General features: G+C 35.0%; 24 protein-coding genes and 2 pseudogenes. 9 read left to right on the top strand and 17 right to left on the bottom strand.

The window, feature by feature from the left end; all coding sequences use genetic code 11:
• Positions 1-99 precede the first annotated feature (99 nt).
• Positions 100-1,008, top strand: a pseudogene (locus F0362_RS07115) (aminoglycoside phosphotransferase family protein).
• Here F0362_RS07115 and F0362_RS30485 read toward each other — a convergent pair.
• The 5 genes from F0362_RS30485 to F0362_RS07100 all read right to left on the bottom strand — a co-directional run bounded on the left by F0362_RS30485 (position 1,005) and on the right by F0362_RS07100 (position 4,127).
• Positions 1,005-1,166: a hypothetical protein gene (locus F0362_RS30485; protein WP_000651091.1), complete on the bottom strand. Its 162-nt coding sequence runs from the start codon at positions 1,164-1,166 to the stop codon at positions 1,005-1,007. The pseudogene F0362_RS07115 and the gene F0362_RS30485 sit on opposite strands and share 4 nt — an antisense overlap.
• Positions 1,167-1,315: 149 nt before the next feature.
• Positions 1,316-2,089, bottom strand: coding sequence for a hypothetical protein (locus tag F0362_RS07110; protein WP_000544543.1), 774 nt, complete (start codon positions 2,087-2,089; stop codon positions 1,316-1,318).
• A gap of 24 nt (positions 2,090-2,113) precedes the next feature.
• Entirely contained in the window at positions 2,114-2,560 is a 447-nt protein-coding gene (locus tag F0362_RS07105; RefSeq protein ID WP_000041161.1) for a flavodoxin, read from the bottom strand.
• The gene (locus tag F0362_RS30480) at positions 2,553-2,723 is read right to left on the bottom strand and encodes a hypothetical protein (protein ID WP_001228174.1); all 171 of its coding nucleotides are present in this window, start codon (positions 2,721-2,723) and stop codon (positions 2,553-2,555) included. The genes F0362_RS07105 and F0362_RS30480 overlap by 8 nt, the downstream gene beginning before the upstream one ends.
• Before the next feature lie 234 nt (positions 2,724-2,957).
• A complete protein-coding gene (locus F0362_RS07100) occupies positions 2,958-4,127 on the bottom strand; it encodes a M20 metallopeptidase family protein (protein ID WP_001082804.1) in 1,170 nt (389 codons plus the stop codon).
• 341 nt (positions 4,128-4,468) lie between these two features.
• On the opposite strand from F0362_RS07100, the gene F0362_RS07095 reads away from it, so the two are divergent.
• The 5 genes from F0362_RS07095 (at position 4,469) to dltD (ending at position 8,793) form a co-directional block, all read left to right on the top strand.
• Entirely contained in the window at positions 4,469-4,615 is a 147-nt protein-coding gene (locus F0362_RS07095; protein ID WP_000440293.1) for a teichoic acid D-Ala incorporation-associated protein DltX, read from the top strand.
• 12 nt (positions 4,616-4,627) lie between these two features.
• A complete protein-coding gene (dltA, locus tag F0362_RS07090) occupies positions 4,628-6,142 on the top strand; it encodes a D-alanine--poly(phosphoribitol) ligase subunit DltA (protein ID WP_000770500.1) in 1,515 nt (504 codons plus the stop codon).
• A complete protein-coding gene (dltB, locus tag F0362_RS07085; protein WP_000127935.1) occupies positions 6,139-7,314 on the top strand; it encodes a D-alanyl-lipoteichoic acid biosynthesis protein DltB in 1,176 nt (391 codons plus the stop codon). Before dltA ends, dltB begins: the two co-directional genes overlap by 4 nt.
• 67 nt (positions 7,315-7,381) lie before the next feature.
• A complete protein-coding gene (gene dltC / locus F0362_RS07080; RefSeq protein WP_000807310.1) occupies positions 7,382-7,621 on the top strand; it encodes a D-alanine--poly(phosphoribitol) ligase subunit DltC in 240 nt (79 codons plus the stop codon).
• Positions 7,618-8,793, top strand: a complete 1,176-nt coding sequence (gene dltD, locus F0362_RS07075) for a D-alanyl-lipoteichoic acid biosynthesis protein DltD (RefSeq protein WP_001030253.1) — start codon at positions 7,618-7,620, stop codon at positions 8,791-8,793. The genes dltC and dltD overlap by 4 nt, the downstream gene beginning before the upstream one ends.
• Before the next feature lie 17 nt (positions 8,794-8,810).
• Here dltD and F0362_RS07070 read toward each other — a convergent pair whose 3' ends face one another.
• Positions 8,811-9,905 (bottom strand): NAD(P)H-dependent flavin oxidoreductase, encoded by a 1,095-nt coding sequence (locus tag F0362_RS07070; RefSeq protein ID WP_000495235.1) that lies wholly within the window; start codon positions 9,903-9,905, stop codon positions 8,811-8,813.
• A 115-nt stretch (positions 9,906-10,020) separates the two neighbouring features.
• On the opposite strand from F0362_RS07070, the gene F0362_RS07065 reads away from it, so the two are divergent.
• On the top strand, positions 10,021-10,935 hold the full coding sequence (locus tag F0362_RS07065; protein ID WP_016090945.1) for a S66 peptidase family protein: 915 nt from the start codon (positions 10,021-10,023) through the stop codon (positions 10,933-10,935).
• 32 nt (positions 10,936-10,967) lie between these two features.
• Here F0362_RS07065 and F0362_RS07060 read toward each other — a convergent pair whose 3' ends face one another.
• The 3 genes and pseudogenes from F0362_RS07060 to F0362_RS07050 form a co-directional block, all read right to left on the bottom strand.
• Positions 10,968-11,366 carry an SseB family protein gene (locus F0362_RS07060; RefSeq protein WP_000435260.1) on the bottom strand — a complete coding sequence of 133 codons (399 nt, stop codon included), beginning with the start codon at positions 11,364-11,366 and terminating at the stop codon, positions 10,968-10,970.
• A gap of 87 nt (positions 11,367-11,453) precedes the next feature.
• Positions 11,454-12,008 (bottom strand): annotated as a pseudogene (locus F0362_RS07055) (cysteine hydrolase family protein).
• Between the two features lie 10 nt (positions 12,009-12,018).
• Entirely contained in the window at positions 12,019-12,429 is a 411-nt protein-coding gene (locus F0362_RS07050) for a carboxymuconolactone decarboxylase family protein (RefSeq protein WP_000439734.1), read from the bottom strand.
• Positions 12,430-12,555: 126 nt separating this feature from the next.
• Here F0362_RS07050 and F0362_RS07045 point away from each other — a divergent pair, with 126 nt between their 5' ends.
• Together F0362_RS07045 and F0362_RS07035 are read left to right on the top strand one after the other, a co-directional pair.
• Positions 12,556-13,008 (top strand): Lrp/AsnC family transcriptional regulator, encoded by a 453-nt coding sequence (locus F0362_RS07045; RefSeq protein WP_001175506.1) that lies wholly within the window; start codon positions 12,556-12,558, stop codon positions 13,006-13,008.
• A 253-nt stretch (positions 13,009-13,261) separates the two neighbouring features.
• A complete protein-coding gene (locus F0362_RS07035) occupies positions 13,262-13,444 on the top strand; it encodes a DUF3913 family protein (RefSeq protein WP_000707110.1) in 183 nt (60 codons plus the stop codon).
• A gap of 39 nt (positions 13,445-13,483) precedes the next feature.
• Here the strand turns inward: F0362_RS07035 and F0362_RS07030 are convergent, their stop codons facing one another.
• The 8 genes from F0362_RS07030 to F0362_RS06995 all read right to left on the bottom strand — a co-directional run bounded on the left by F0362_RS07030 (position 13,484) and on the right by F0362_RS06995 (position 21,477).
• Complete coding sequence (locus F0362_RS07030; protein ID WP_001198829.1) at positions 13,484-14,497, bottom strand: CPBP family intramembrane glutamic endopeptidase; 1,014 nt, start codon at positions 14,495-14,497, stop codon at positions 13,484-13,486.
• A gap of 353 nt (positions 14,498-14,850) precedes the next feature.
• Complete coding sequence (locus tag F0362_RS07025; protein ID WP_000475420.1) at positions 14,851-15,627, bottom strand: ABC transporter permease; 777 nt, start codon at positions 15,625-15,627, stop codon at positions 14,851-14,853.
• A complete protein-coding gene (locus tag F0362_RS07020; protein WP_000528810.1) occupies positions 15,627-16,529 on the bottom strand; it encodes an ABC transporter ATP-binding protein in 903 nt (300 codons plus the stop codon). Before F0362_RS07020 ends, F0362_RS07025 begins: the two co-directional genes overlap by 1 nt.
• Positions 16,530-16,543: 14 nt before the next feature.
• Entirely contained in the window at positions 16,544-17,335 is a 792-nt protein-coding gene (locus tag F0362_RS07015; RefSeq protein WP_001072489.1) for a hypothetical protein, read from the bottom strand.
• Positions 17,332-18,030 carry an ABC transporter ATP-binding protein gene (locus F0362_RS07010; RefSeq protein WP_000137719.1) on the bottom strand — a complete coding sequence of 233 codons (699 nt, stop codon included), beginning with the start codon at positions 18,028-18,030 and terminating at the stop codon, positions 17,332-17,334. Before F0362_RS07010 ends, F0362_RS07015 begins: the two co-directional genes overlap by 4 nt.
• Entirely contained in the window at positions 18,027-18,407 is a 381-nt protein-coding gene (locus tag F0362_RS07005; protein ID WP_000687520.1) for a GntR family transcriptional regulator, read from the bottom strand. Before F0362_RS07005 ends, F0362_RS07010 begins: the two co-directional genes overlap by 4 nt.
• A 193-nt stretch (positions 18,408-18,600) precedes the next feature.
• Positions 18,601-19,983 carry a putrescine aminotransferase gene (locus tag F0362_RS07000; RefSeq protein WP_000537092.1) on the bottom strand — a complete coding sequence of 461 codons (1,383 nt, stop codon included), beginning with the start codon at positions 19,981-19,983 and terminating at the stop codon, positions 18,601-18,603.
• Complete coding sequence (locus F0362_RS06995; protein WP_000886182.1) at positions 19,984-21,477, bottom strand: aldehyde dehydrogenase family protein; 1,494 nt, start codon at positions 21,475-21,477, stop codon at positions 19,984-19,986.
• Positions 21,478-21,637 lie beyond the last annotated feature (160 nt).

Here is a 21,637-nt window from a genome sequence, read left to right as displayed (position 1 = left end):
CCCTATTCATAATGTTAGTTACATATTAACATATAGAATGAAAATTCTGATATTATAAAATGGAATATCAGAATTTTCACTTAGAAACGAGGAACGATTATGGACTCTTACAAACAGTATATAAAACAGGCTCTGCCTAATCTTTCTATACATTCATATAAACAAAATGAAGAAGGATGGGATAATATAGCGGTTATAATTAATGACGACCTACTGTTTCGTTTTCCACGAAAATAGGAATATGCTAAACGAATTCCGTTAGAAAAAAAACTATGCACACTTCTCTCTCATTCGCTACAAGAAATTGAGGTTCCAAAGTATCACCTATTATATAAAAAGGATACTGATACTATTCCGCTTTGTAGTTACTATACTCTCATTCATGGTGAACCGTTACAAAAAGAAATAGTTACCACACTAGAGAAAAAAGAATTGAAAGCAATCATTACACAATTAGCTACTTTCCTTGTGGCACTACATAATATTCCTGTAAAACAAGTTACAACGTTAGGATTTCCAATTGAAAAAACAATTACCTACTGGAAAGAGCTACAAACAAAATTAAATCAGTATCTTACTAACATGTTTACTTCATTACAGAAATCAGCCTTACATCATTTATTCGAAAATTTCTTTGCCTGTATAGCTACATCCACTTTTCAAAATACAATTATTCACGCCGATTTTACACATCATCACATTTTATTTAATAAGCAGAGCAAGAGTATTTCAGGGATTATCGATTTTGGTGATGCTCAAATTGGAGATCCTGCCTTTGATTTTGCCGGGCTCTATTATGATTTCGGACGTGAATTTACTACATCTGTATACGAACAATACAGTACAATTATTTCTCACCACGATCCATTACTCATTCACCGTATCACTAGTTTTTATCAATACAGCCCTTTACTACATAATATTATTTATAACTTTGAAACAAAGAATGCGCTTAAATTCATAGCAGATACAGAACAGCTAAAAGCGATATTACAGGGACGAGATTAAATTCTCTCCCTATATTCTTTCTCCTCATACATCATTAACTTTTTATCCATTTCAACAATAACTTTGTACAATTGAAATGCCTGTAAAATTTGCAGTTGAATTCCAAAAGGAGCATTTTGTTCTTTTAACCATTGAAATACTTTCGTTTCATCTTTCATTGATTATTCCTCCTCTTATAAAGTGAAACTTTAATCAGCGGGGGCATCCCCCACTGATTATTAGCCCGCATTAAAATCTGCTGCAAATATACCGTAAATGATGAAAAGCTTTTCATGTCAATAACAAAAAGGATGCAAATTTGCATCCTTTAATGTACGATATTTTCCTTCTGCTTCGCTTCTTCCTTTACTTCTTCCCCCTGGCATTCACTACGAAAAGCACAACTCGTACACTCTGAACGAAAATGACGCTCTGTATAGTGCTCAGGTTGCTGTAACATTTCTTTCATTCTAAATAAATCATCCATTCCAGTTATAATATCTTCCTGTTTCGGAATGTATTCATACTTAGTTCCTTCTATTAAATTAATAATTTCAATTTTCCCTGGAAGAATGCCGAAAGCTTTATAACTGAATACTGTCATTAACTTCTGACAAAGAGCTAGCATTTCCTCATCCGCATCAATAACATATTTTTTAATTACAAATGACTCTGTACTCCACTCACCAACTTCAAATGTCAATGACATGTGGACACCTAACTCTTCCATATATGTTTGAAACTTCTCATACAAAAACAATGGTGGCGTCTGACTATCATCTCTTTCAACAAACTGTAATAAGTGATCAGTTAGCTTTGCTAATACAATATAGTACTCCGTCTTCGAAGCAAACATACTAATCCTTACCTTTTTCCAATACTTTTCTATTAATATTAAAAGTACAATTTTCGTTTGTTGGCTCGCAGGTAGCGTGTAATACTCATTAATAATTTGATTCACAATCATTTGTGCTATTTGTTGCCATTCAAATGAAGAAGGTTCTCTTCTTTTTATATGACGGAAATAAAATTTATGTGGACAACGCATAAAATCATACAAATGATAATCTGTCATCGTTTTTATTGCGATTTTCTCATGCAATTGCTCTTCATCTCCCTTCTGCCATTAAGAAAGGTGTTTTACGAATTCAGCTCCAAACTGTAAACATTTTTCTACATCTTCATCTTCTGGCGTTAATTCTACTTTTAGTCCTTCTAACACAACTGCTGCTCCGCGTTCCTGCAGCTTTTCTATTAAAATATCAACCGCTACTCCGTATTTTGGATAAGCCGAATCACAAGAACCGAATGCCGCTGCTTTTTTACCAGTTAAATCAATAGAATCCATTGCATCATAAAAATCTAAGAAGTCGTCTGGAAGATCCCCGTCTCCCCAAGTATAAGCGCCTAAAATAATACCATCATACTGTTCTAATATAGAAGCTTCTGGTGAATCCATAATATCAATAACTTCAATCTCATTCTCTGTTTCACGAATGGCGCCTGCAATATGATCTGCCATTTCCTCTGTATTTCCACTCATACTTGCATAAATCATTACTAGCTTACTCAACTGAATCTCTCCCTTTACTATGTATCGCTTTTTCTGTTTGCATTTTATTCTTCTCATCTACATATTCAGAACGAATTACATTTCGTTGCCATTCCATATGCTGATCAACATCTTTATTTTTATTTTTTAATCCCCTTCGCAGAAGGTGATATTTTTTTCTCATTAACATGTCGCATCCATTCTATTGATAATAATTATCAATTTCAACTGTAACATTAGATTAATTGAAATTGATTATCAAAGTCAATAACTATTTTTAAAAAAATGATTAAAATGTACAAGCTTGTCCGTTAGCTATTCATATACTATAAATGAGCATAGTTCTTTCTCAGCCCTCTCTGACGGAAAGAAATAAAAGCAACTGCGATAGAGCGCAGTTGCCTTTTTTTATATGCACCTATGATTTTAGTAGTCTTATGGCCGCCTCTAAAAATAATTCCACTCCATAAATTAAAGCCGATTCATCTACATCAAATTTTGGATGATGGTGCGGATAACAAGTATTATCCTCTTGATTCCTCGTCCCCAATTTAATGAAGCAACCCGGTGCTTTTCTTAAATATGCTGAAAAATCTTCTCCCCCCATAGAAGGTTCAAGCTTCACAACACGCTCATTCCCGAACAAATATAGTGCGCTTTCTTCTACCACTTTTGTAATATATTCATTATTAATAACAGGATCATATCCGTAACGATATGTATATGTGTAATCCCCTCCATGTGCTTTTGTAATTCCTTTCACGATTTGTTCAATTTTCTCTTCTGCTTCCAATCTTAACGTTTTATTAAAAGAACGCACAGTTCCCATTAAAGTTGCCGTATTGGGAATAATATTGTCAGCCTTTCCCCCATGAAATTGCGTAACTGAAACTACCCTCTGCATAAAAGCACTTGTATTTCTTGATACGATATGTTGTAAATTTGTAATAATCTGCGCTCCAATAGCAATAGGGTCTATCGTTTCTTCTGGCCGCGCTGCATGCCCTCCTTTACCGTGAATTTCAACTGTAAATACGTCTGGCGCTGCCATCATCGGCCCATATACAATTCCTATCTTCCCGCTTTCCAATCCAGACATAACATGTAAACCTATTACATAATCAACACCGTCCATCACACCCGCCTCAACCATTTCCCTAGCACCACCAGGATATACCTCTTCTGCATGCTGAAAGAATAGACGAATTTCCCCTACAAACTCTTCCTTCATATTTGACAGCGCCTCTGCTGTACTTAACAAAATAGCCGCATGTGCATCATGCCCACACGCATGCATCCTTCCTTTATGAACAGATGTATAAGATTTACTTGTCTCCTCTTGAATTGGTAAAGCATCAATATCAGCTCGAATCGCAACTACTTTACCTTGTTCCACACCCCTTTTAATTGCTAAAACACTGTATTTCGTTGGCCTTGTTACTTCAAAAGAAGAAAATGAACATAACGTATCATATATAAATTGCGAAGTTTCTTTTTCATGAAACGATAATTCCGGATACTTATGAAAATGCCGTCTCCATTTCATAATATTTTCTTCTGAAATAAGACTCTTCCACACTCTATTCATGATAATTTCCTCCTTTTAAAAAAGAGCTAGAAATTTAAAGTTTACTCAGCCTTTGTTGATTGCATGAAAAAACAAATATTATATTTTTCACGCCTTCTCACAATCCACTTTTATGTATTCATACAATCCACTTTCTATTTACATGTCAAACCCATTACAAATTCATGCCGAATGTAATATAATTGCTAAGTTAGGGATTTTCTTTTTTAGTATTTAGTGCTAATATCAGAAAAGAGCCTTTTGTCTTATTTTTACCTAAAATGTGGAATTTTGTTTTTTTCACAATAATGTAGGACATGATACCTACAAAGAGCTATTATTTCATTAAGAGAGGGAAAGACATGGAAAGATTAAAAGAGATATGGTCTCGACCACTCACACAATGGGTTGCAAAGACGGTTTATTATCTTGCAATTTTATTTGCATTACTTTGGTTGTATGGATTCCATGATACAAACACAAGTACATTTATTTACAATGAATTCTAGGGTGGGAACGTTATGAAGTTATTAGAACAAATTGAAAAGTGGGCTGCAGAAACGCCTGATCAAACCGCTTTTGTTTGGCGAGATGCGAAAATTACGTACAAACAATTAAAGGAAGATTCTGATGCGTTAGCACATTGGATTTCTTCTGAATATCCAGATGATCGTTCACCAATTATGGTGTATGGCCATATGCAACCTGAAATGATTATAAACTTTTTAGGGTGTGTAAAAGCTGGACATGCTTACATTCCTGTAGATTTATCTATCCCAGCTGATCGCGTACAACGTATCGCTGAAAATTCTGGTGCGAAATTACTTTTATCAGCTGCAGAAGTAACTGTAACTGATTTACCAGTTCGCATCGTAAGTGAAGACAACTTAAAAGATATTTTCTTTACTCATAAAGGGAACATTCCAAATCCTGAACATGCGGTAAAAGGTGATGAGAACTTCTACATTATTTACACATCAGGAAGTACAGGTAATCCGAAAGGGGTTCAGATTACTTATAACTGCCTTGTTAGCTTTACAAAATGGGCTGTAGAAGATTTCAACTTACAAACAGGGCAAGTATTCTTAAACCAAGCACCTTTCTCATTCGATTTATCTGTAATGGATATTTACCCATCATTAGTAACAGGCGGTACACTTTGGGCAATCGATAAAGATATGATTGCACGTCCAAAAGACTTGTTTGCTTCTCTAGAGCAATCGGATACTCAAGTATGGACTTCAACACCATCTTTCGCTGAAATGTGTTTAATGGAAGCATCTTTCTCTGAGAGTATGCTACCAAACATGAAAACATTCTTATTCTGCGGTGAAGTGTTACCAAATGAAGTGGCTAGAAAACTAATTGAGCGTTTCCCGAAAGCAACGATTATGAATACGTACGGTCCAACAGAAGCTACTGTTGCTGTAACAGGTATTCACGTTACAGAAGAAGTGCTTGATCAATACAAATCACTTCCAGTTGGCTACTGTAAATCAGACTGTCGCCTTCTTATTATGAAAGAAGATGGTACAATTGCACCTGATGGTGAAAAAGGTGAAATCGTAATTGTCGGTCCAAGTGTAAGCGTTGGATATTTAGGAAGCCCTGAATTAACAGAAAAAGCATTTACTATGATTGACGGTGAGCGCGCCTATAAAACAGGCGATGCTGGCTATGTAGAAAATGGTCTTCTATTCTATAATGGTCGTCTTGATTTCCAAATTAAGCTTCATGGTTATCGAATGGAATTAGAAGAAATTGAGCATCATCTTCGTGCGTGTTCTTACGTAGAAGGAGCAGTTATTGTTCCGATTAAAAAAGGTGAGAAATACGATTATTTATTAGCGGTTGTTGTTCCTGGAGAACATTCGTTTGAAAAAGAATTCAAATTAACATCTGCAATTAAAAAAGAACTCAATGAGCGATTACCAAACTACATGATTCCACGTAAATTCATGTATCAATCTTCTATTCCAATGACACCAAATGGAAAGGTAGATCGCAAAAAATTATTGAGTGAGGTTACAGCATGACCGCATATGGATCATTTTATTTTTTCGCTATAGTGGGCATTTTATTAATACCTACTATCATAGCTGGATTAAAAGGTAAAATGTTGCGTAAATATAATGCCGTTTTAACATTAGTCATGATTGCTATTATCTTCTCGGATAAACCGAAGCAAGCAATGATGTTAGCTGCATTTATTATTTGGCAATATGTCCTTATTAAAGGCTATTTAATTTTAAGAAAACAAAATAATAGTACATTCACGTTTTGTATAGCTGTTATTTTATCGATTTTGCCTCTTATTTTGGCAAAAATCGCACCGTTTGCATCGTTTTTACCTGAGTTAAAACTTGTTGTTTTTCTAGGTATATCTTACGTAACATTTAGAGCAGTTCAAATGGTATTTGAAGTTCGTGATGGTTTAATTAAAGAACTTTCTTTCTTTAACTTCTGGGAATTCGTTCTATTCTTCCCTGCGATTTCAACAGGACCTATCGATCGTTACCGAAGATTCCAAAAAGATATTCAAAAACCACCTAGTGCAGAAGAATATCAAAATTTACTATATACAGGGTTAAACCGTATTTTCCAAGGTTTCTTGTATAAATTTATTATCGCTTACTTAGTAAAGCAATACTTTATGGATCCAGCATTTGCTCAACAAGATACAATCCTTTCAAATATGATTTACATGTATAGCTATAGCTTATATTTATTCTTCGACTTTGCTGGTTATAGCTCATTTGTAATTGGTGTAAGTTATATGATGGGAATTAAAACGCCAGAAAACTTTAATAAGCCGTTTATTAGTCGTAACATTAAAGACTTCTGGAACCGCTGGCACATGAGTTTATCATTCTGGTTCCGTGACTTTATTTACATGCGTTTCGTCTTTTTTGCAACGAAGAAAAAGTTAATTAAGAACCGTTACACTATTTCGTATATCGGTGCATTTTTAAACTTCTTCATTATGGGAATTTGGCACATCCAAGGAAGCGCTGTTGCGCAGTATGTTATTTATGGTCTATATCATGCCGCACTGTTTATTCTATTCGATATTTTCGAACGAAAAAACAAGAAGCATAAGTTTTGGCCAAACAATAAATTTACACACGTCCTTGCGATTGTGATTACGTTCCACGTTGTATGTTTCGGTTTCCTTATTTTCTCTGGACACCTTAACAGATACTTTTAATGCACCCTTCTTATTATATTAAGAAGTTGCACATATAATATATTCGGATATAAAGGAGATTTTAAAAATGGCAGAATTCAAAGAGCAAGTATTAGATATTTTAGAAGAAGTATGTGAAAACGATATTGTGAAAGAAAACTTAGATGTTCAATTATTTGAAGAAGGTATTCTTGATTCTTTCGCTGTAGTATCTTTATTAGTTGAATTCCAAGAGCGTTTAGATATTGAAGTTTCTATTTCTGATTTTGACCGTGACGAGTGGGCTACACCAAACATGGTTATTAAGAAGTTGGAAGAAATCCGATGAACAAAGCAAAATTTGGTCCGATGCTTTTAGCATTGGCCCTTTTTGCTGTATTCTTACTTATTCCGACGCGCTTCCTACTTCCACTTTTAAGTGATGAAAAAGTAGAACAAGCTGCAACTTCTTTGAAAGAAGAAAAGATTCAAAGTATGATTTTACAGCAAAAGATGTTAGCAGATCCGAAATATCTTCCGATGTACGGTTCATCGGAATTCGCACGTATGGATGCTTTCCATCCATCAAATTATTTCAAAGTAAAGCCTGAAGGGTTCACACCATTCCTTCTTGGACGCGGCGGAACACAAGACCTTGTACACGTATTAAACTTTGCATCTACACTGGATCAATTGAAAGACAAGAAAATGGTATTCGTTCTTTCTCCGCAATGGTTTGTGCCACAAGGTATTGATGAAACACACTTTGCACCTAACTTTTCAAAACAACAAGGCTATCATTTCCTTTTCAATGATGACTTAAAGCCTGAAATGAAAAAACAAATTGCAAAGCGTTTATTAAACTTTGAGATCGTTAAGAAAGAAACTTTACTTAAAGTTTCGCTTGAAGGTATCGCTTATGATGATACAAAGCATAAAGTAAAAGCACTTGCTGCTAAACCTTTCGCTTATGTGTATCGTAACATTTTAGATCGTAAAGATTTATTTACAGCAATGTTTGATATTAAACCGCATAAAGAAAAACTTGACCCTTCATTAAAACAAATGAACTGGGATGAAGCTCGTAAACATGCGGATCAAACAGGTGCAGCAGAATCAGGGTCTAATGAATACGGTATTGAAGACGATTACTTCAATAGCAAAATTAAGAAGAAATTAAAGCAGCGTGAAGGCTACTTAAAAAATGATGCTTATGACCAATCACCAGAGTATGAAGACTTACAACTTGTACTTGATTTATTAAAACAATCTGGTGCAAAACCACTCTTTATTTCTGTTCCTGTAAAAGGTCCTTGGTACGATTACGCTGGATTCCCGAAAGAACGCCGCGAAGCGTACTATAAGAAAGTTCATGAGCAAATTGAGAAAGCTGGTTATCCAATTGCCGACTTCTCAAACCATGAATATGATAAATACTTCTTAAAAGATCATATGCACTTAGGTTGGAAAGGCTGGGTTTACATCGACGAGGCCATCCAACAATTTTATAAAGCAAACTAATGAAAAGACCGCTTGAATTATTCAAGTGGTCTTTTTCTATATACATTTTGTAATTGTTCCATTACATCCTCTGCTTCTTTCACGACCCGCTCCACTACGTGCTGAGCTGGCTCAATTCTTGCTAATGCCGATGCTTGTCCCGCCCAAAGTGACATATATTCTCCCTTGTTTTGCGTCGCTGCTTCTTGGCGTATTTTAGAAGTTAATACGTTTTGCACTGGATACATCGGAAGCCCTTCTTCTTTTCCTTCGTGTCTCTCTATAAATTCATTACGAATACCCCGTGCATATTTCCCGGAAAACGCACGAGTTACAATTGTACTCGTATCTGTACTTTTTAATACAGCCTCTTTATATACGTCATGTGTAATACTTTCTTCACTCGTTAAAAAAGCTGATCCCATTTGAACAGCTTCTGCCCCTAACGCAAATGCCGCAACAAGCCCTTGTCCGTTCATTACACCACCTGCTGCAACAATTGGGATATGCGGAACTGCCGCTACTAACTGCGGAATTAACGCAAACGTACCAATCATTGCATCTTGTTCTTTCCCGATAAACGTTCCTCTATGACCTCCTGCTTCGCTACCTTGCCCGGCGATAATATCTACTCCTAGCTCGGCAAGTGCTCTCGCTTCTGCTACATGAGTCGCTGTTCCGATGACTTTTATTCCTCTTCTTTTTAATTCATCTATTTCTTCTTGTTCTAACGTTTGGAATGCAAAGCTAACGACCGGTACCTTTTCTTCTGCTAACACTTGTAATTGTTCTTTATAACTTTTTGGAAGATTTACTACATCCTCTTCCTCAATACCTAACTCTCTATTCACTCCATTAAGTAAGACTTTCGCCTCATTTATCTTCTCTTTTTCTATCTGCACCTCTTTCGTTAACAGTAAATTAACACCGAAAGGCTTATTTGTTAGTTCCCTTATTTTATAAATCGCTTTACGAATTTGTTCTGGGCTCATATAGCCTGCTCCAAGCGTTCCTAATCCTCCGCTATTACTTACAGCTGCAACAAGTTCTGGCGTTGTAATGGCACCCGCCATACCTGCTTGAATGATGGGATACTTAATTTGCAATATGTCTATTACTCGACTTGTGAACATCATTTCCCCTCCTATCCCCCTTATATCTTCTTTATTTGACAAGCTTTCCCCTTCTTTTACAAGGGTTGAACTTCATATGAAGCGAATATATTGAAAGAGAAGGAGGCTGAAAACAATGATTTATCCAAATGCGTTAAAACATGGTGATACAGTAATGATTATTGCACCGTCTGGTCCACCTACAATTGAAAGTGTATTAAAAGGTGTAAATGTATTACAAGAGATGGGATTATCCGTAATAATTGGGAAGAGTATTTATGAAAAGTATGGGTATTTAGCTGGAAGTGACCAAGTTCGTCTTGATGATATACATGCAGCCTTTACAAATAATGAAGTAAAAGCAATTTTCTGTGCACGGGGTGGTTACGGAAGCGCTCGTCTTCTCCCTCACATTCAATATGAAATCATTCAACAAAATCCAAAAATTTTTTGGGGATACAGCGATATTACAGCTTTACATACTGCTTTTTCACGTTATGCAAAGCTTGTTACGTTTCATGGTCCGATGATTGAAGAAGTAGGCAAAGGTATAGATTCTCTCTCTTTATCTTCTTTCAATCAGCTCTTCCACCCGTATTCTTCTATCTTATCTGCATCAGAATGTATCGTACCTAGCTCAGCCTGTACAGCTACCGGTACATTAGTTGGAGGGAATTTAGCTGTTTTAACGAGTGTAATTGGTTCACCCTATGAAATAAGTACAGCCAATACACTTTTATTGCTTGAAGATATCGGGGAAGAACCGTACCGCATCGATCGTATGTTAAATCAACTACTTTTATCTGGAAAGTTTAATGAATGCAATGGCGTTATTTTTTCAAGTTGTCATGATTGCACCCCTTCTAAACCATCTCCATCATTGCAAACAATATTATATGAATATTTCATGCCATATGATATACCTGTCCTATTCGGTTTACCGATTGGACATATAAATCCAAATATCGGTATTCCCCTTGGAGCTACAGCAACAATAAATACAAATAATAAAACACTCTCTATTTCTTCAGGCGTAGCACTCCATGTTTAAATTAAAAAGGAAAAGCGATTAAGCTTTTCCTTTTACTTATAATAATTAAAAATTCGTCCAGATGCGATATCTGCAATTTCTTCCGGAATAAATGTTTTACTTATATCAGTACCAACATTTAATACAGCTGTTGCATCCTTCTCAATGCCACCAAATAATTCTTTTCCACGTATCGTAATAAGGGGTGTACCTTCTGGCAACACATCTTTTACAAATTTCAATTGTGTAAAGAACGGAACGATCCATCTACCCTCTCCTTGGAAATGACGCAAACGAAGTGTTCCTTCCGTTGCCCCGTCTTCTGCTTCAAGTGAACCAGCAACATAAAACTCCGTTGATAAGAGCAATTCATAAAATTCCTTTTGCTTTTGTTTATCCTCACCTGCTAAAACGAGTACTTTTTCTATTTTCTTTACTGAAATTTGCTCCATATGATGCCACCCCTATTTTCAAAATGATTATACTTAGATTATACGAAATATTCTTATTTTTTTCTACATAATTCCGTAATTATTTTCTTAAAATAATTTTAAGATATCTTCAGTCGTAACGATTTTAGCAAATTCATCATGTAAGTTTACAAGTGTCATATTGTGAATGTCCTCTGCACTATACTCTGCCCCGTCCAGACCTTTCCGATTGAATGTAGCCGTCGCATCGCTCACTAAATACGTTGTAAATCCTAAATTACCTGCCATCCGTGTTGTAGTCTCCACACAATGATTTGTTGTTAATCCTACAATCACTACCGTATTACATTTTTTCTCTCTTAATTGTTCTTCTAAATTTGTCCCAATGAACGCGCTATTAACGGATTACTGGATAATTATTTCATCTCGCAGTGGTTTCACTTCTTCTTTAAAGTTTACTGTTTCTGCTTGTTGATAAAACATCGACTGAACATTTTCTTTATTTACATGTTGAATATGAAAAACTGGTCGCTTCCTTCTTCTCCATTCTTCTAATAAACTTTTCATATTTTCTTCAGCAAAAAGATTATTTCGCTCCCCCCAGTATGGTAATTGAAACGCCTTTTGTACATCAATTATGATAAGTGCTATTTGATTAATCATCATTTTCTCCTTAATTTGGTTGTAGTTGAAATACAAAACCAAATTGCTGCGACGCAGTAATAAAACAAATATAAGCACAAAGTTCTACAATTTCTTTTTCCGTCCAATATTGTTTTAATACATGAAACATATTATCATCTATCGCCTTTCGATCATGAACAAATGTATGCGCAAAAGTAACGGCTACACTAATCTTCTCTGCCTTTTGCACATCATCAGGTCTTCCCTTTGCCATGCAATACGGACATTCATTCCCATACGCTAATGTTCTTCTCACTTGCTCCTTCAACTCTGCTGAAAGTGTTCCTTTATTGTACAGTGTATCCTCTAACGTACTCCACGAATGTAATATATCTGGATTATGGCCTAATAACTTTTGAAACTTTGTATCTCCTACATTTGATAATGAAATTCTCTCCATCATTTCCCCTCCTATTTCCTTCTATTTTATTGTAAAATAAATGAAGTTCACTTTACATTTCATATGAATCTTAATTCATATTTTTTCTTTACAAAAATTATCATTTTGCTGGAGGTATATTTACAAATGCAACTAGACCGTGTTGATCGAAAGATTTTAAATGAATTATATAATGATAGTCGCCTTTCCATGCGCGAATTAGCAAAGCGAGTAAACTTATCCGCTCCGTCTACTACAGAACGTGTTCGTAAACTTGAAAGTGAAGGAATTATTCAAAAATACACAATCGATATTGATTATAAAAAAGCAGGACTTGTTTTAGATTGTATTTTAGAAATCACTTTAAAAAATGGTGATACAACACGTATGCAACAGTTTATCCAATCTTATCCATCTGCAAGTTTTTGTTACCGAGTAACAGGAAGCTTATGCTACATTGTAAAAATTTCTGTTCCTTCACTCGTTGAACTTGAAGAATTTATCAATGATGTTTCTTCATATGCAACGACAGTTTCTCATATCGTATTATCAGAAGTATCTCTTACTCCAGACATTGAGCATATCTTCCCAGAAAATTAATTTATTTTTATCACGCTATTTGTTGGCAGTAAAACTCCCACCTCAAAATTCAGTTGCAGCCAAAAAGTTAATAGGGAGTCTGGCTACCCGTAAACGCCCAATTGGTGAAGGTTAATAATCGGTGAGGATGAATAAAACTCCAACTCATTAAAGTTTCACTTTATTCACAAAAAATCTAAAAACCCCTTACAAAAAGAATAAAAATAATATATTATGTATTAAAATACATAAAGTTCGAGAAAGGGGCTTTACATTGAAAATCTGGTTTTATGAAAAAACAGCACAATTAGATGACTTGCTTGGTATTTGGGACAATGTTCCGACGATCCCTCGAATTGGTGAAAAAGTGGAGCTTTTAAAAACTGTCCGCACTGTTACAGATATTAAATATGTAAAGAACGGTAATAATTTTCGTGTAGAAATTATTACGAATTAAAAAACATCTCTCCTTTTATACAGGAGAGATGTTTTTTAATTATCTATCATGTGCTTTTTTTATAACGATTTTATCTTCTTCTACAGAAACTGTTACATAATCATTTTCTTCTAACCGAAGCTTATTTACCGCTTCATCTGGTAGTTCTACAGCCATCAATCTATCTGTTACGATCACTTGACTATACAATTCATTTTCTTGTGATGCATTCACTACCTTTTCTTCATTTATGAAGCGCACTGGTGGCACACCCACTTCTTTTACTGTACGCCATTGTTTCCAAACATAAGGAATTAACCAAAGTAACCCAACAACTGTAAGACCGATACCAATCCATAAATTACTTTGTGCTTGTAATTCAGGAATTGAGATTGCAGTATCTTCTTCTCCACCGACAAATTGCATACTTGTCGCAATTAAATTATTAAGAGCATGCACAGCAATATTCGTCCATATATTTTTCGTTTTTATGTATAAAAGGCACATAACAACACCAAACATGAAAGCACCAATAACATCAAAGTGTCCTAAACCAAAAATAAGTGAAGATATAATTACAGCTTTTTTAATCCCCCATTTATAAGCCATTCGCTGTAAAAAGAATCCCCTAAAAATAATCTCTTCCATAATAGGTGCTAATACACATGCTGAAATGAAAGTAAATATCGTCATATATATGTTACTCGTATTAATAACAGTTCCATCTTCTAACATGGTAACTAAGAAATTCGGTAACGTATGTGCTAATATGTAAAATTGAATATGAGATATACCGACTGAAAAAATCATTCCCATTATCGTTGCTAATAAAATGAGTCCCCACGGTAAACGTCCTGGCTTATCAAAGAAACTTTTAAAAACAACATTATTTTTATTCGCTTTTACGTACAACCAAAATAACGGAAATACAAAAAATACAGTTATTTGTGAAATAACCTCTAACGTGCTATCAGAAACATTTGATATACCTAATGGAATCATCGTAAGAAACAACCCTATCATCATCCATCCAAAAAAGCTACGTAGTCTTATACGTGAAAATGCATATTGCAATATTGCACACCTCCAAAGATTGTTAAAGTAAAACTTTAATCAGTTATAGGGAACCTTTCTCCTACAAATAGCAGGATAACTATATTATAATATGAATATAGTTGAAAATCTTCCTGTTTTTCTCAAATACTTTCGAGCAACGTATCTCTTAACATATATAATAACGAATTTATTGGATATACCATATCACAGTTCTTCAACTTCGTTACAACTTACATTTGCTGTACTTAAATAGCTGGAGAAGATCCGGTATTCTATCGCTAACAGCATCTCAAATTAACAATACAGAATACTAGAAATGTAAAAAACTATGTAATAAAAATCCCCGTTTTTACAAACGGGGATTTCTTTTATTATAATACGTCACGTTTTTGGAATAATGCACTTGATGCTACAAGTAATACAGCAAAATATGCAGCTAAAAGTAATAATGAAGTTGTAAACGTAAATTCTGCAAATGGTGGCTCCATTCCACCGCTTACCAATTTATTACTGTCGTAAGCTCTTAAATCTAAATGGAAGAATACTACAAACTTCGCTACACCTTTTGCAAACATCATTAGTGCAATAGTAATTGCTCCTTGCAAGAAATATAAGAACAACGTAATAATTAATGGCAATACGGATTTTCTAAATACATTTGCTAAGAAAAAGGCAAGTGTTGCAAAGAAAAATGGTGATACAAGCTGATATAACATCGTTTTTAAAACAATTCCTAACGTTAAATCTGTTTTACTACCATCCATTACAATACCACCAATAATCGTTGCAATGAACATACCAGCAAATATGATAAATAGCATCGCTAATAACACAGTAATATATTTAGAAAATAAAACTGTAAGTCGTTTTCTTGGACGAATTAACAATTGTTTAATTGTACCTTTTTGGAACTCATCAGTAAGAGTACGGGCTGCAAGTGTGATCCCAAAAATTGTTGCGAATAAAACGATTAAACCAATCTCTGAGTTTGCATAATCTAAATACGACCCCTTAAACTCATCACCTTTTCCCCACTTCATCATTGCTAAATTCCCTAAAATTTCGAGTGCCGCAATGACACCGATTAAAATATACATACCTTTTTTCGCATGTAACTTTAAAAATTCATTTTGAATTAATTTAAACATTACGCTTTCACTCCCCCAGTAATCGCTAAGAATTCATCCTCTAACGTTTTATTTTGAACGGTAACACCATATACAAGCACATCAGCATGCACAAGTTTTTTTACAAGCTGTGGAATTCTCTTTTTTGTTACAGATGCCACAATTACATTCTCCTGTGCTTTACCTTTAATAATTTCATTCGCTTTCTGAACTTCATCTACTTCAAACGCTACTACTACTGTCTCATCATGTTTCGCTTGTTCATGTAAGTTGTACTCTTGTACAAACTCACCTTGTTTAATAATTACGACGCGATCACACATTAATTCAATTTCACTTAATAAGTGACTCGATACGATTACCGCGATATTCTCTTCTTTCGCTAGTCGTTGTAAATAATCACGAATTTGGCGAATACCAGCTGGATCTAATCCATTTGTCGGTTCATCTAAAATTAATATTTTCGGCTGATGAAGTAACGCCTGCGCAATTCCTAAACGTTGTTTCATACCAAGTGAGTATGTTTTTACCTTTTTATGAATTGCATGCTCTAATTCAACAAGCTTTACAATTTCAGCGATGCGCTCTTTATTAATAGGTGTAATTGCCATGTTCGCAAAATGCTTTAAGTTTTGCATACCAGTCATATAATCATATAGTTCCGGATTTTCTACAATCGCTCCAATTTGCTCTAACGCCTTTTCACGTTCCGTGCGAATGCTATGACCACAAATTGTAATATCGCCTTCCGTCATAGAAATAAGACCTGTCATCATACGAATTGTCGTCGTCTTACCACTACCGTTCGGTCCAAGGAATCCGTACACTTCCCCTTCTCGCACCTCAAATGATAAACCTCGAATAATTTCTGTTCTACCAATCTTTTTTCGAACATTTTCTAATTTTACTACTACATTTCCCAATGCCGATTCCTCCTTTAGACTTCTAGTTTTTTGTCGATTATGCGACCTGTAATGACTAGTAATATAATTGTTAATAAACAATTAAAACATAGATTTAAAACTGTAATATCTGTGCCAGAATAGAATGATGTATTTAAAAAGCCATTTTGATCTATAAATCCAATATTATTTATGGCAAACACATACTTTTCTATTTGCTGAAAGATATACGTTATTCCCCCATTAAATGCGATAAAAATGAAGAATAAGACTACGCAAACAATCTTACTCATCGATGATTTCACATTGAATAGCTTCACAATTACTATAATTAAATAAACTGAAACTAGCATATTAACAAAATCTAGTCCCCATAAGAAAATAGATAACATATGATGGAATATTCCATAATCATATAAACTGTGGATCGCTTGCTGAACACCTAAATTTGTTTTTCCATTGTAAATATTTAAAGAAAAATAGTATAGAAAAATGATTCCTATTCCTAGTAAAATCATAAAGAGTAGTACAGAAAATAAAACATTTGCACTTATATACTTTTGTGCTGAAATAGAAGTACAACGTAGCATAGAGTTTTTTAGCATTTTTCGAAAAGACGATATACCTGTTAGAAAAATTGCAAATCCATTTATACCTAGTACGATAAAAAATATAATAATGATTATATCTTGCCTACCTGAAATTCTAGCTCCTGAAACTCCTTTCATATTAAATAAAAGAATTAATGAAACTGTAATAAATCCGAAGTAAATAATGGCTATCTTTCTCTTATTACAATTATACAAATAACGAAAAAGCTGATTCATTTCTCATAGGCCTCCTTAAACAGCTCATGTACTGCTTTCCCTTTTTGAAATCGTAGTTCTTCCACATTTTCATGCAATATTATTTCTCCATCTTTCAAAAAGATTACTTCATCAAATATATTTTCGATTTCTCTTATTAAATGAGTCGATATAAGCAACGTACAATCTTCACGATAAAATTTAAGGATTAGCTCAAGTACATGTTCCCTAGAAACGAGATCTATCCCGCCAAGCGGTTCATCCAGTACGTATAACTTCGCTTTTCGAGAAAATGTTAAAATGATTTGTAGCTTCTCAATCATCCCTTTTGACAATGCTTTAATTTTTTCTTCTAACGGTATTTTAAATTCCGCAATCGTATCTACCGCTTTTTGAATATCGAAGTCTTTATAAAAATCTCGATAGAAAAATAAAGCATCTTTTATAGTCATCCAATCATCAAAGACTGGCTTATCGGACATAAATGAAACAATTTCTTTCGTCTCTAACCCAACTTTTTTACCGTTAATTGTAATGCTACCTTCAGAAGGGTGCTGCAAACCTGCAATCATTTTCAATAACGTCGTTTTCCCGCTCCCGTTATCTCCAACAAGCCCTATAATTTTTCCTTCCGTAATCTCTATGTTTAATTCACGAATCACTGCTTTTAACCCGTATCTCTTCCATAAGTTTTCTATTTTTAATAGTTCTGTCATTCGCTCTCCTCCCTCTTCTCATGTAAGGAAGAACGAAGAATTGAAAGGATTTCGTCTTCTGAAAACCCTAAGTTATCCATTCCATCTATAAAAGAATGAAGTAATTCTTTCGCCATATCTTTGCGCAGCTCCATAATTTTCTCCCCTTCATTCGTTACATATCGTCCCATTCCTCTACGCGTTACAACAACACCATCCCGTTCCAATTCTTGAAATGTTCGTTGAATTGTATTTGGATTTACTTGTAATTCACTCGCTAATTCACGTACAGAGGGAATTTTATCACCAGGCGATAAATGCCCAACTACAATTTCTTTTTTTATGTATTCCATTACCTGAATGTAAATGGGTGTATTTGGAGAAAATTCTATTTTCATTTCTTCCCTCCTTCTGTCTTAGTGTACTAGTTAAATAGTACACTAAGACAGAGTATATGTAAATACTTACAAATAAAATGTAATAAAAAGGCAGTGCAACTTTCGTTACACTGCCTCCTTGCAATCAAAACTAGTACAGTAAAAAATATGATAGTTTTACTAGTTTGAATCCGTATATAATTTTATACAAAAATTACTTTCCTTTTACTTGCGCTAGTACAGATTTAAACGTATTAATAACTGTATCTACCTCTTCATAACTAATTGTAAGAGATGGTTCGATACGAATTGTTTTTGAGTTAATTAACGTTCCAGCAACGAGAATACCTTGATCAAACATTGCCTTTGACACTTCGTAACCAATCTCGTCTTTATGGAATTCAATACCAATCATTAAACCTTGACCACGAATTTCAAAGATTTTATCCTCGTGCCCTTCTGCTGCTTGTTTCAATCCATTTAAGAAATACGCCCCAACTTCAGCAGCACGTTCTGGTAATTTCTCTTCCAATAATACATGGATTGTTGCAATTGCAGCCGCACATGCCAGCGGATTCCCTCCAAATGTTGTTGTATGCATAAATGGATTTTCAAACCAACTTTGGAATACTTTTTCTTTCGCAACGATAGCTCCTGCTGGCATGACGCCTCCACCAAATGCCTTCGCCAGACAAATAATATCCGGCACAACATCATATAATTCCGCTGCAAACATTTTCCCTGTACGTCCCATTCCAGTTTGTACTTCATCGAAAATAAGGAGTGATCCAAACTCATCACAAAGCTCTCGTACTTGTTTCAAATAATTTTCTGGAGGTAAAATAATACCGCCCTCTCCTTGAATTGGTTCTAAAATAACTGCTGCAACATCTTCTCCCACTAATGCGCATGTCTCAAATGTTTTTCTCATCATATCAATATCGCCAAATGGGACATGACGGAAACCCGGAATTAATGGTAAAAATGGCTTGCGGAACATTCCTTTTGCCGTCCCAGATAAAGCACCAAGGCTCTTACCATGGAAAGCACGAGTTGTAGAAATGAAAGTTGTTCGTTCACTATACATTTTTGCTAGTTTTAATGCTGCCTCTACACTTTCTGTTCCACTATTTGTGAAGAAGGCATATTTCAAATCACCAGGTGTAATATCCGCTAAAATCTTTGCAAGAATCGCTCGAAGTGGATCTAGTAAATCTTGACTGTGTAATGCTTGACGCTTTAGTTGATCTGTCACAGCTTTTACTACTTTCGGATTACGGTGACCAACATTGTAAATTCCGAATCCACCTAAACAGTCAATATATTTTTTACCATTAATATCCATAAAACAAGATCCTTCATCAGACCATTCTACTGCCGCAAATTGTCCATCCTTTGTTACTGTTTTTCTATATGCTAGAAAACCAGGATTCACATGCTCTCTAAATCCATCTACTGTTTCTTTTTGAATCCAGTTTGCTTCTTCTTCAGAAACTTTTTCTTTTTCAATTAACTGTAGTACTTTCGTAATATACTCATTTACATTTGAACCTTTTACATCTTGTTCATTCAATTTATTTTCCACGTTCGTTCCCATTTATTTCACTCCTATATTCTTTTTATTTGCAAACCAACCAATAGGTTCTACTTCTAGATTTATATTAATCTGCTTAATTTCTTGAAATTCCTCTAAACCAAACGTTCCTAGACTACGACCTATACCACTTTGCTTATATCCACCCCAAGGTGCCTCATTGTATGTTGGATGATAGCTGTTAATCCACGTAATTCCTGCGCGAAGCTTGCGAATTACACGCATTGCTTTCGCACCATCAACTGTAAATACCCCTCCAGCTAAGCCATAATCTGTACCATTTGCTAACTCAATTGCTTCCTGTTCATTTTTAAACTTTTGAATTACTACAACAGGACCGAAAATTTCTTCCTGTACAATGCGCATATCGGGTTTTACATTGACAAAGACCGTTGGTTCAATAAAGAAACCTTCACTTTTTCCACCAGTCAGTATTCGCTTACCTCCACAAGCGATGTCTGCGCCTTCGTCTTTCCCAATTTCAATGTAGCGTAATACTTTTTCCATATGTTCTTGACTTACAAGTGGTCCCATTTCTGATTCAGGATTATCACCAGGCCCAACGTTAATTTGCTGCGCTCGCTCCACAAAACTATTAATAAATTTATCGTAAACGCTTTCTTCAACAAGGATTCTCGATCCTGCTGAACATACTTGTCCGCTACCTGCATAAATACCAAATAGTGCATAATCAATAGCTGTTTCAAAATCTGCATCTGCAAAAATAATATTCGGTGATTTGCCTCCAAGTTCTAGCGAAATCTTTTTCATATTATCTGCTGCCGTTCTCATAATGTGCTTACCTGTTTTTGTTCCACCTGTAAAGGAAATCATATCCACCTTACTACTCGCTGCAATTTCATTTCCTACTATTGGGCCGGCCCCCATTACCATATTAGCAACACCTTTTGGTAGCCCTACTTTTTCAAGGATTTCAAATAGCTTTGTCGCAGTAATTGGTGTCACTTCAGAAGGTTTAAACACAATTGTATTTCCAGCTGCTAAAGCAGGTGCAATTTTCCATACACTCATCAATAGCGGATAATTCCATGGAACAATTAATCCACAAACACCAACTGGCTCTCTTACAACCATTGCTTGCATTGGATCGGCTACATGATATGTTTGCCCATCTGGCTTTGTAATCAATCCAGCATAATAGCGAAAACAAGCCGCTGCATCTCCAATATCTCCTTCTGCCTCACGGTATGTTTTTCCATTATCCATTGTTTCAAGATACACTAACTCTTCCATATTTTTATCAATTTCATCTGCTATTTTAAATAAATATGACGCCCTTTCAGCAGTGGATGTTTCTGACCAAATTCCACTATCGAAAGTCGCTCTTGCCACTTCGATCGCGTATTTTGTATCCTCAATTGTTCCCTCAGGTGCATATGCTATACCCTTGCCATTCGCAGGGTTAATTATTGTTCTTTTTTCTTGATTACTAGACTCTCTCCATTCACCGTTTACATACATTTTTAAATCTAGCACTATATTGAATCCTCCTTTATTGATCGTTTATATATTTATAAGCAAGTTTCATGCCAACATTTAAAACACAAAGGAATCCTATAAAAACTAACTATATTCTTACGTGTAATAAAAAAGAAATATGCGTTGTTGCATACACTATTCCATTTTGCATAAAACA

It is taken from the genome of Bacillus sp. BS98 (assembly GCF_008432245.1).
Taxonomy (GTDB): domain Bacteria; phylum Bacillota; class Bacilli; order Bacillales; family Bacillaceae_G; genus Bacillus_A; species Bacillus_A toyonensis.
Note: the sequence above shows the minus strand (reverse complement) of the source record. Positions and strands in the feature narration are given on the sequence as shown.

Excerpts from the sequence above, each read along its gene's own strand:
- F0362_RS30485 (WP_000651091.1), bottom strand. The coding sequence starts at position 1,166 with ATGAAAGATGAAACGAAAGTATTTCAATGGTTAAAAGAACAAAATGCT.
- F0362_RS30480 (WP_001228174.1), bottom strand. The coding sequence starts at position 2,723 with ATGAGAAAAAAATATCACCTTCTGCGAAGGGGATTAAAAAATAAAAAT.
- F0362_RS07100 (WP_001082804.1), bottom strand. The coding sequence starts at position 4,127 with ATGAATAGAGTGTGGAAGAGTCTTATTTCAGAAGAAAATATTATGAAA.
- F0362_RS07095 (WP_000440293.1), top strand. The coding sequence starts at position 4,469 with ATGGAAAGATTAAAAGAGATATGGTCTCGACCACTCACACAATGGGTT.
- dltA (WP_000770500.1), top strand. The coding sequence starts at position 4,628 with ATGAAGTTATTAGAACAAATTGAAAAGTGGGCTGCAGAAACGCCTGAT.
- dltB (WP_000127935.1), top strand. The coding sequence starts at position 6,139 with ATGACCGCATATGGATCATTTTATTTTTTCGCTATAGTGGGCATTTTA.
- dltC (WP_000807310.1), top strand. The coding sequence starts at position 7,382 with ATGGCAGAATTCAAAGAGCAAGTATTAGATATTTTAGAAGAAGTATGT.
- dltD (WP_001030253.1), top strand. The coding sequence starts at position 7,618 with ATGAACAAAGCAAAATTTGGTCCGATGCTTTTAGCATTGGCCCTTTTT.
- F0362_RS07070 (WP_000495235.1), bottom strand. The coding sequence starts at position 9,905 with ATGTTCACAAGTCGAGTAATAGACATATTGCAAATTAAGTATCCCATC.
- F0362_RS07065 (WP_016090945.1), top strand. The coding sequence starts at position 10,021 with ATGATTTATCCAAATGCGTTAAAACATGGTGATACAGTAATGATTATT.
- F0362_RS07060 (WP_000435260.1), bottom strand. The coding sequence starts at position 11,366 with ATGGAGCAAATTTCAGTAAAGAAAATAGAAAAAGTACTCGTTTTAGCA.
- F0362_RS07050 (WP_000439734.1), bottom strand. The coding sequence starts at position 12,429 with ATGGAGAGAATTTCATTATCAAATGTAGGAGATACAAAGTTTCAAAAG.
- F0362_RS07045 (WP_001175506.1), top strand. The coding sequence starts at position 12,556 with ATGCAACTAGACCGTGTTGATCGAAAGATTTTAAATGAATTATATAAT.
- F0362_RS07025 (WP_000475420.1), bottom strand. The coding sequence starts at position 15,627 with ATGTTTAAATTAATTCAAAATGAATTTTTAAAGTTACATGCGAAAAAA.
- F0362_RS07015 (WP_001072489.1), bottom strand. The coding sequence starts at position 17,335 with ATGAATCAGCTTTTTCGTTATTTGTATAATTGTAATAAGAGAAAGATA.
- F0362_RS07010 (WP_000137719.1), bottom strand. The coding sequence starts at position 18,030 with ATGACAGAACTATTAAAAATAGAAAACTTATGGAAGAGATACGGGTTA.
- F0362_RS07005 (WP_000687520.1), bottom strand. The coding sequence starts at position 18,407 with ATGAAAATAGAATTTTCTCCAAATACACCCATTTACATTCAGGTAATG.
- F0362_RS07000 (WP_000537092.1), bottom strand. The coding sequence starts at position 19,983 with ATGGGAACGAACGTGGAAAATAAATTGAATGAACAAGATGTAAAAGGT.